This is a genomic window from Amycolatopsis sp. NPDC104587, from assembly GCF_055583645.1.
Genome location: NZ_JBVJNO010000030.1, coordinates 21,220 through 30,131, shown reverse-complemented (window position 1 = coordinate 30,131; position 8,912 = coordinate 21,220). Strand labels below are relative to the sequence as shown.

At 70.6% G+C, this 8,912-nt stretch carries 8 protein-coding genes; 4 read left to right on the top strand and 4 right to left on the bottom strand.

All coding sequences use genetic code 11. The features are described 5' to 3' along the window. The first annotated feature begins 534 nt into the window (after nucleotides 1-534). From ACZ61C_RS47590 to ACZ61C_RS47580, 3 genes are all read left to right on the top strand, one after another. The gene (locus ACZ61C_RS47590) at nucleotides 535-1,299 is read left to right on the top strand and encodes a bestrophin-like domain (RefSeq protein ID WP_465314618.1); all 765 of its coding nucleotides are present in this window, start codon (nucleotides 535-537) and stop codon (nucleotides 1,297-1,299) included. After that, nucleotides 1,296-2,561, top strand: coding sequence for a DUF6923 family protein (locus ACZ61C_RS47585; RefSeq protein WP_465314617.1), 1,266 nt, complete (start codon nucleotides 1,296-1,298; stop codon nucleotides 2,559-2,561). Before ACZ61C_RS47590 ends, ACZ61C_RS47585 begins: the two co-directional genes overlap by 4 nt. Before the next feature lie 92 nt (nucleotides 2,562-2,653). Next, complete coding sequence (locus ACZ61C_RS47580; RefSeq protein WP_465314616.1) at nucleotides 2,654-4,228, top strand: esterase-like activity of phytase family protein; 1,575 nt, start codon at nucleotides 2,654-2,656, stop codon at nucleotides 4,226-4,228. Here the strand turns inward: ACZ61C_RS47580 and ACZ61C_RS47575 are convergent. Next, nucleotides 4,225-5,241: an autoinducer 2 ABC transporter substrate-binding protein gene (locus ACZ61C_RS47575; protein ID WP_465314615.1), complete on the bottom strand. Its 1,017-nt coding sequence runs from the start codon at nucleotides 5,239-5,241 to the stop codon at nucleotides 4,225-4,227. The two genes, ACZ61C_RS47580 and ACZ61C_RS47575, sit on opposite strands and share 4 nt — an antisense overlap. Before the next feature lie 296 nt (nucleotides 5,242-5,537). On the opposite strand from ACZ61C_RS47575, the gene ACZ61C_RS47570 reads away from it, so the two are divergent. Next, nucleotides 5,538-5,993 (top strand): DUF4396 domain-containing protein, encoded by a 456-nt coding sequence (locus tag ACZ61C_RS47570; protein WP_465314614.1) that lies wholly within the window; start codon nucleotides 5,538-5,540, stop codon nucleotides 5,991-5,993. A 28-nt stretch (nucleotides 5,994-6,021) separates the two neighbouring features. Here the strand turns inward: ACZ61C_RS47570 and ACZ61C_RS47565 are convergent, their stop codons facing one another. The 3 genes from ACZ61C_RS47565 to ACZ61C_RS47555 form a co-directional block, all read right to left on the bottom strand. After that, on the bottom strand, nucleotides 6,022-7,257 hold the full coding sequence (locus ACZ61C_RS47565; RefSeq protein ID WP_465314613.1) for a glycoside hydrolase family 88 protein: 1,236 nt from the start codon (nucleotides 7,255-7,257) through the stop codon (nucleotides 6,022-6,024). 104 nt (nucleotides 7,258-7,361) lie between these two features. Next, nucleotides 7,362-7,439 carry a BBE domain-containing protein gene (locus ACZ61C_RS47560; RefSeq protein ID WP_465314619.1) on the bottom strand — a complete coding sequence of 26 codons (78 nt, stop codon included), beginning with the start codon at nucleotides 7,437-7,439 and terminating at the stop codon, nucleotides 7,362-7,364. Between the two features lie 233 nt (nucleotides 7,440-7,672). Next, entirely contained in the window at nucleotides 7,673-8,893 is a 1,221-nt protein-coding gene (locus ACZ61C_RS47555) for a hypothetical protein (RefSeq protein ID WP_465314612.1), read from the bottom strand. Between the last annotated feature and the right edge of the window lie 19 nt (nucleotides 8,894-8,912).

Below are 8,912 nucleotides of genomic sequence, written 5' to 3'. Positions count from 1 at the left end.
TCGTGGTGGCCAGGGTGCGGGCCGCGGCCCGTCCGAGGCTCAACGGCGCCTGTTCGGTCTCCACCGGGTCGGTGACAGTCACAGCGAGAACCACCTCATCATCAGCGCCGGCGCGCGGGCGCGCCGAACATGACCTGCTATTTCCGGGTAATCGAGCGGATTCGCGACGCCGCGAAATCAAGATAGCAACCGCGCTCCCGCGCACAATGACACGATCGGGTCACCCGCGCGGGTCACCTGGTTGCCGTCCGCCCATTTCGGACACCCATGAGGACAGAGCCGACGGCTGTCGTCACCCGGCGTCCCCGGGTATCACTCGTTAGGGAAAACCCGCAGCTCGTAAGGGGAATCGGCGGTCGCCGTGGGCAGCGGCGGAAGGGCAGGGCGATAGTCCGGCTGCGCCGAACCGGCGATAACATCGGCGCGGGTGAGGCCACCCGGATGAATTCGAACAATTCCCGGTTGTCCCGCCGGAAACAGCTGACTAACTTGAGCGCTCCGGCGCTGAATACGCGCGGTGCGGAAAGGACGTGGATGAACATCTTCGTGGCCGGCGGTCTCTGGGTGGCCGGCGCGGCGCTCGTCGGGGGCCTGATCGCGTACCTGGTGCGCCGGTTCGGCTGGGACGAGGGCCGGCCCGACAACAACGACGCCGCGGGCCAGGTGTTCACCATCGTCGGCGGGCTGCACGCGGTCCTCGTCGCGTTCGTGCTGATCTCCCTGTTCGACTCGGTCGGCGCCGCGAGCCAGGACGCGCAGACCGAGGCCGACAGCCTGATCGCCGCGACGTGGGCGGCCGACGCGCTGCCCGCCGACGCCAAGGACCGCGTCCACCAGCTCGCGATCGCCTACGCGAAGACCGTCGAGCAGCAGGAGTGGCCGCGGCTGGCCGACGGCGGCGAAGTGCCCGAGACCGGCTGGACGCAGCTCGACCAGATGCGGCAGGCCGTCGCCGCCGCGGAGGTCGACGGCGACTGGCAGGTCGACCGCAAGACCGAGGCCAGCAACCAGCTCTGGTCGGTTTACCAGGCCCGTCAGCAACGGCTGGCGAACTCCGGCGGCGGCGGGGTCGGCGCGGTCGTCTGGTTCGCGCTCATCCTCGGCAGCCTGATCACCGCGATCCTGCTGCCCAACCTCTTCGGCGGCACGCGCCTGGCCGCGCACATCATCATCGTGTCGACGCTGGCCGGCACGATCACGTTGCTGCTGTTCGCGATCTACCAGCTGCAGAACCCGTTCAGCGGTGGCGCGAAGGTGCCGCCCGAGGCGTTCACCTCGGCGCTGGAAAGGCTGGCTTGACCGGCGGGCGGGCCCGCTGGGCGGCGATGCTCGGGGTCGCCGCGGCGGTGTCGGCCCTGCTCGCGGCGACCGGCTGGCTCGCGCCGTCGTCGAAGCGCCCGGCGGCCCAGGCCACGGACGGCTGCACGATCCTGCAGGCGGAGAACGAACGCGCGGGCGCGCCGACGACGTTGCGGCTGCTGTCCCTGCCCGGCGGCTCGACCAAGCGGCTCACGCAGGCGAGCTACTGGATCAACGCGATGGGGTACTCGGCGGCGCAGGACGTCGTCTACGGCGTCGCCGACGGCACCCGCGGCGGCCGGTACGACCACGGCGCGCACGCCGTCCGGATCGACGCATCGGGCGAGGTCACGGACCTGGGTGTGGTCGGCCGCGCGGGCACGCCGCACCCGGTGTGGAGCCAGGTCACCGGCGCCACGGCCGGCGCGATCGACGGCAACCGCTGGTACGTCCGGCAGGACACCGATCTGTACACAGTGGACGTCGACCCGGCGAGCGCGGACTACGTGCGGGTGGTGCACCGGACGCCGCTGCGCCCGGTGTCGCTGGCCGCGGGGGTCGACGACTTCGCGTACGACTCGGCGTCCGGCCTGCTGTACGGCGTCTCGACGACTTCGCGCGGGGATGGCGCGGTGGTGACGCTGGACCCGTCGACGGGCAAGGTCGTGCCGGTGCCGGGGCTGAGTTTTCCCCCGGGCGGCGCGTACGGCTCGGTGGTCCTCGGCCCGGATTCGCTCTACGCCACGGCCAACCGGGACGGCCGCCGGAGTGTCACCTACCGGCTGCCGCGCGACGGTTCCAGCGAGGCGGTCGAGGTCGCGACGGGTCCCGCTTTGGTGAGCGGGGACGCGGCGGGGTGTTACGTCGAGGCGGCGCCGCCCACTCCCACTCCCACTCCCACTCCCACTCCCACTCCCACGCCGACGCCCACGCCTTCACCGACTCCGACTCCGACTCCGACGGTCACTCCCACGCCGGAGCCGCCTCCGCCGTCGCAGCCACCGCCGGTGGAACAACCGGCGGCGGTGACCCCGACCACACCCACCCCCACCCCGACGCCGACGCCGACGACCGAGCCCAAGGTGGAGGCGCCGGTCGCGCCGCCGCCGTCCGCAAAACCGCGCGTCCGGCCGACGGAGAAGGCGGCGCCGGTGGTCGAGGACACGGGAGTCCGCACGAAGGAGAAGCGCCGCTGGGGCCTGACGGCCCTGATTCTGATCCTGGGCAGCGGCGCGATGCTGGCCCACCGACGGCACCGTTAACTCCGGCGCCTTCTCGAAGACGGCCATTGTCCACTTCGGCCACTCAGACTCCTCCTCCGGCGCGGGTCCACGCGCCGGAGGAGGAGAAACCGATGAAGCGGGTACGAATCGCCGTGCTGGCCGGGGTGCTGGTGCTGCCGCTGGCCGCCGCGGGGCCGGCTGCCGCCCATGACCACGACCACGGGCCGCGGGCGAAGGACGACCACTACCGGGTGCGGGCCGGGGGGACCGTGCGCGGGGACGTGCTCGGCAACGACCGGTCGGCCACCGCCGTCGTGCGGCACACCGCCGCCGCGCACGGGACTGTGGCCGTGGCCGCCGGCGGGACGCTGCGCTACACCCCGGCGCCCGGCTTCACCGGCCGGGACTCCTTCACCTACACCGTTTCCGACGCGGTGAAGCTTTACCCGACGACCTTGCCGCCGCTCGCCACGATCGGCGGGGTCCGGATCAACGGCGGCGCGTACGGCTCCGCGCTCACCCCCGTGCCCGGCGAAAGGGACGAGTTCTACGGCCTGACCGACCGCGGCCCGAACGTCGACGCGCCCGACGGCGGCAAGATCGAGCCGCTGCCCGCGTTCACCCCGGCCATCGGGAAGTTCCGGCTCCACGACGGGAAAGCCGTGCTGGAGAAGAAGATCCCGCTCCGGGCCGCGGACGGCACGCCGTACAACGGCCAGGTCAGCCCGCTGGCCGACACCGGCGAGAAGATCGTCGACCTCGCGGGGAAGACGCTGCCGCAGTCGCCCTACGGGTACGACTCCGAAGGCCTCGTCGCCCAGCGCGACGGCACCTTCTGGGTGTCCGACGAGTACGGCCCGTTCATCACGCACTTCGGCCGTGACGGCCGCGCGCTCGAGCGCCTCTCGCCGTTCGACGGCTCGCTGCCGGCCGAGCTGAAGTACCGGGTCCCGAACAAGGGCATGGAGGGCCTCGCGCTGACCCCGGACGGCCGGACGCTGGTCGGCGTCATGCAGTCCGCGCTGCAGCAGCCCGACCTGACGAAGAAGCCGGGCAACGTCACCACGCTGCGGATCGTCACCGTCGACCTGCGCACCCGCGCCACCCACGAGTACCTCTACCTGCTGGACGACCCGGACACGACCGGCACGGCGGTCAGCGAGATCACCGCGCTGTCGGCCACCCGGTTCCTGGTCGACGAGCGGGACGGCAAGGTCGAGCCGGGCGCGTTCAAGAAGCTCTTCGAGATCGACCTGACCGGCGCCACCGACGTCGGACCGAAGGCGGCGGGCTACGACGCCGTCAAGGGCGGCGTGCTCGTCGGCGGCAAGAGCATCGACGCCTACGTCGGCAAGGACACCACGGCCGACGCGACCCAGCACCTCGCCGCGGCCGGCATCACGCCGGTGTCGAAGAAGCTCCGCCTGGACCTCGGTGCCCTGGTGACATCGCTGGACCCGAGCGGCGGCTTCTTCGGCCACGACAAGGTCGAGGGGGTCGCCACCACCGACGGCGGCCGCACGCTCGTGATCAGCAACGACAACGACTTCGGCATCGACGGCGTGACGAACGCGGCCCCGCCGTACACGCTGCACCCGAAGACGCTGCCGGACGGCACGCAGGACGACGGCGAGTACCTGGTGGTCGACACCACACGGCTCCCGGCGGCCACCAGCACCGCGACGGTCACCATCGACGTCCGTTAGTACTTGAACTGGTCGACGTTGTCGGCGGTGATGAGCAGCGGATCGCCCAGCAGGACGGTCTTCGACGTGAGGTCGTACTTCACCGCCGGCAGCTCCAGGCTCACCTTGTTGACCGGGGCCAGGGGCTTGCCGTCGGCGACCTGCTTGGCCGTCCACGCGGTCAGGTAGCCCAGCGACTCGACGTTCCACAGCACCGACTGCGAGCACGAGCCGTCGAGCAGGAACGGCTTGATCGCCTGCGGCGTGCCGACGCCGACGGTGAACACCTGGCCGATCTTCTGCTGGTCACGCACGGCCTTCGCGACCCCCGGCGCGGAGGTCGTGCACTCGCCGACCATGCCGGTGAGGTCCGGGTGGCGGGCCATCAGCTCCTTGGCGAGGCTTGTCGCGGTGTCTTGGTCTTCACCCGCATAGACGGTCTCGACGAGCTGGGCCTTCGGGTACCTCGTGGCCGCGTACTCCTTCTGGACCGAGATCCACGTGTTGAGGTTGGCGGCGGCCGGGCCGCACGAGACGATCGCGTACTTCCCGGCGCCGCCGGTCTTCGCCATCAGCGCGTCGATGAGCGCGGTGCCGATGCCCTTCGCGGTGGCCTGGTTGACGAACACCTCACGCTCGGTGCCGGGGGCGTCGGTGTCCGAGGTGAGCACGTGGATGCCCTTCGCCCGCGCCTCGGCGATCACCGGCGCGAGCGCGGCCGGGTCGTTGGGCGCGACGGCGATGACGTCGACCTTCTTCGCGATCAGGTCCTGCAGGATCTTGACCTGCTCGGCCGGGTCGACGCTCGCCGGGCCGGTCGCGGACCACTCGACACCGAGCTGCTTGGCCGCTTCGAGGCCGCCGGTGTTCATCGCCTCGAAGTAGGGGATGCCCCGCACCTTGGGCACGAAGGCGATCCGGGTCGGCGACGGCTCGGGCGCGCTCCCCAGCGGTTCCGAACAACCGCCGAGCGCGAGCGCCGCACCCAGCAGCACCGTCGCGACCAGCCGGAACGTCTTCGTCGGCCCTCGCATCCCTACCCATTCCTCAGGACTCTCGAACGGTCTGCGCACGGTGGAGACCAAGGGCGAACGTAGGGCCCCGCGTAACTGTGGTCAACGGGATGTGCGCAAAGGGTTACGGAAGTGAGTTCTGCCTGGTGGGTTCTTGACGGGAAACCGCCTGGTCGGCGGTTTTGGTGACGGTGGGTGATGAGGGGTCCGCGCTCGGTGGCTGTGTGGTGACGGCGGCCCGGCCGCCTGGGCGCGCTGGAGTCAGTTGTGACTCACGGAACGTGCTGCAGGTACCCCTAGGGGGTATATTCGACCCCATGAGCGAACAGCACGGAGCCTCTTGGCCGACGGCGATCCAGGCGACACTGCACTGCCTCACCGGCTGTGCCATCGGTGAGGTGCTCGGCATGGTCCTCGGCACGGCGTTCGGCCTGCACAACGCCGCGACCGTCGTCCTGTCGATCGCGCTCGCGTTCGTCTTCGGGTACGGCCTCACCATGCGGGGCGTGCTGAAGTCGGGGCTGAGCGCGGCGGCGGCGTTCAAGGTCGCGCTGGCCGCGGACACCGTGTCGATCGCCGTCATGGAGGTCATCGACAACACCGTTGTCGTGGCGATCCCGGGGGCGATGGACGCCGGGCTGGCGAGCTTCCTGTTCTGGCTGGCACTGGTGCTCTCGCTGGCGATCGCGTTCGTCGTCACGGTGCCGGTGAACAAGTGGATGATCGGGCGCGGCCTGGGCCACGCGAAGGTGCACGCGCACCACCAGCATTGACAGGGGGAGGTGGCGGCCTCCCCGGCGGTCAGAGGCTGGACAGGTCGACCGCGCGGTCGACCTTGCGCCGGTCGAGCACCCGCAGGATGCCCTCCAGCAGGTAGTAGTCGGCGTACGGGAGCGACACCTCGATGCCGTCCTCGGCCGGGCGGTTGCGGGTGCAGCGCGCGACGCTCGCCTCGGCCCGCGTGGACTTCGTCGTCAGGCACGTCTGCGACACCGCGGCGAGGATCCGCAGCGCGCTGTCCCGGTACTGCGGGCGGTGCGTGACCTCGGCGAGGTCGAGCAGGCCGCACGCCATGATCACGCCGGCGGAGGCGTCCTTGACGTCGTTCGGCGCCTGCGGGGCGAGGTAGTCCCACACCGGCACCTGGTCGGGCGTCAGCTTCGAAAGCGCGTAGTCCGCGAGCCGCCGGGCCGTGGTCAGGAACTCCTTGTCGCCGGTCCGGCGGTAGATCGTCGTGAAGCCGTAGACGCCCCACGCCTGCCCGCGCGACCAGCACGACGCCGGGCTGTAGCCCTGCACCGTGTTCGGCCCGATCGGCGCGCCGGTGACCGGGTCGAAGTCGAACACGTGCGGGGTCGAGCCGTCCGGGCGCACGAAGTTCTTCTGCGCCGTCTTCGCGTGCGCGATCGCGATGTCGAGGTACTGCGGGTCCCCGGTCTGCTTCGACGCGAACGCCAGCAGGTCCAGGTTCATCATCGTGTCCATGATGACGCGGCCCGCGTCCTTCGGGTCGGTCAGCGCGCCCCAGGCGCGGATGAACTTCCCGGCCGGGTTGTAGCGCTTGATCAGCGACGACGCGGCCTGCATCGCGCCCGTCTTCCACTTGTCGTCCCCGGTGAGCCGCCAGGCGGTCACCCACGACGGGTAGAAGAGGAAACCGAGGTCGTGCGTGCCGGTGTCGTTCTGGCGCGGCGCGAGTTTCTCCGCCGACGCCAGCGCGAGGGTCTTGAATTGTTCGTCACCGCTGTGCAGCCACGCGAGCCACAACTGGCCGGGCCAGAAACCGCCGACCCAGTCGCCATTCTGCGAATAAACCCATTTCTCGAACTTCGTGCCGGTCGGAAACGCCGTGACGCCGGGCGCCACCGCGCGGAGCTTGGCTACTGCGTAGTCGGCCGCTTGGCGGAGCGTCCGGGTGACCGATGCCTGGTCGGAGGCATCGAGGGGGGCCGCCGAAGCGGCCGTCGAGGTGCTGGCGCTCACCGCCACCGCGGCACCGGCCGCGGTGGTCAGCAGGGTTCTCCGGGTAACGCTCACAGGTGCCCGCCATTCCGTGTGGGGAAATGCTCCAGGTGACCGGAAGTTTTCCACAACGGACTGGCGCTTGTACACCCGGCGGATAGTCGTTCACGGTTGTGAATTCATGTTCCGCTCGGCGGGATATTCGCATTGTGGTGGAAGACGTTGCCGGGGTCGTAAGCGTCCTTGACCCGCCGCAGCTCCGAGGCCGGCGTGACCGCGGCGATCCGGGAACACCGGAATCAGCGAAGCCTTGCCGGGCAGGTGCGCCGCGAATCCGGTTTCACCGCGTGCCGCGGCGACCGGGCGCGCGAAAGGGCGAAGGCCCGGCAGAATCGCCGGGCCTTCGCTTTCAATCGCGGGGGAGAGGGCAGTCAACCACGCGATGCTCGAGGAGCGCTCGAAGCGATGCTCGAGGAGCACTCGAACCGGCTCAGCAGAGCGGGGCGACGGGTTCGTCCGAGCCGGTCTGCAGGTAGGTGTCCGACACGTAGTGGCCGGGGCCGATCCGGTCCCAGATGTTGCTGGTGCCGAACTTGCCGGTGACCGTGTCGCCGAGGGTGTAGCACTCGATGTTCACCTTGGCGTATTTCGCCGCGAGGCCCTTGATCGCCGCCGAGGTGCTCGCGCTCGCGCGGACGTTCATCGGGTCGCCCGCGGTGCTGACCACGCCGGTCGGGCCGGAGCCGGTCCACAGGTAGGTGACGTTCACGTTGCCGTTGTCGGACATGCCGAGCCCGTCCCAGAAGACGCCGTCGGCGAGGTCGATGCCGGCCGGGTTCGCCACCTTGTACCCGAGGCCGCTCTTGCCGCCGTTGTACCCGTTGTAGTACGCGGCGTACGCCTCGGGCTGGCCCTGCGGCAGGTCCTTGAACTTCGTCCGGGTCGCCGCCGGGTTCCAGTAGTCGTCCTGCTCGTTCCACGGGCCGATGTCCCACACCGGCGCGTACTCGCACTTGCTGCCGTCGGTGCGGCAGACGCGGACCGAGTAGGTGCCGGATCCCTTGCCGGACAGGCCCTTCCCGGACGGCAGCGCGACGAAGTGGTCGCGGCTGGTGATCACGTGGCCGTTGGCGGTCGTCCCGCCGATCAGGCCTTCGCGGGTGCCGTAGACCTTGTAGGTCAGCGCGGCCGCCGCGGCCAGCGCGTTGGCCTGCGGCGCGTTGTCGGCGCTCAGCGTGATGTTCTTGACCGACGGCCGCACGCCGTCGGTGGTGCTGTGCAGGGTGACGCGCACCTGCACCGAGCCGACGGCGGACTTCAGCGTGGTGCCCGCGGGTGTCCACTCGGTCCAGTCGTTCACGCCGGTCCGCCCGCGGACGTCGACGTCGACCGACGTGCCCTTCGGGGTGTCGGCGGCCAGTTCCGCGCTGACGCGGTTGGCCGGCGTACCCAGCGTGTGCTCGGCGGTGGTGAGGCTGCCTTCACTGCCGGCGAACACCCGCGCGGTTCTGTGCCACGCGGCGTCGGCCAGCGTCAGCGTCCCACCCGCGGCGGCGACGTTGACGTCATCGGTGTCCACAGTGGACAAATCCGCGGTCCAGCCCGCGCTGCCCGCCGTCGCGGCGTGGGCGGGGCCTCCGGCCAGCGCCGTCACCGCCCCCGCGGCCAGAACCACCGCGGTCACGCGGCCGGTCTTCCTGATCCGGATCATCCCCGGTTCTCCCTTCGCA

Coding starts and splice junctions, on each gene's coding strand:
- ACZ61C_RS47575 (WP_465314615.1), bottom strand. CDS start 5,241: ATGCGAGGGCCGACGAAGACGTTCCGGCTGGTCGCGACGGTGCTGCTG.
- ACZ61C_RS47555 (WP_465314612.1), bottom strand. CDS start 8,893: ATGATCCGGATCAGGAAGACCGGCCGCGTGACCGCGGTGGTTCTGGCC.
- ACZ61C_RS47570 (WP_465314614.1), top strand. CDS start 5,538: ATGAGCGAACAGCACGGAGCCTCTTGGCCGACGGCGATCCAGGCGACA.
- ACZ61C_RS47580 (WP_465314616.1), top strand. CDS start 2,654: ATGAAGCGGGTACGAATCGCCGTGCTGGCCGGGGTGCTGGTGCTGCCG.
- ACZ61C_RS47590 (WP_465314618.1), top strand. CDS start 535: ATGAACATCTTCGTGGCCGGCGGTCTCTGGGTGGCCGGCGCGGCGCTC.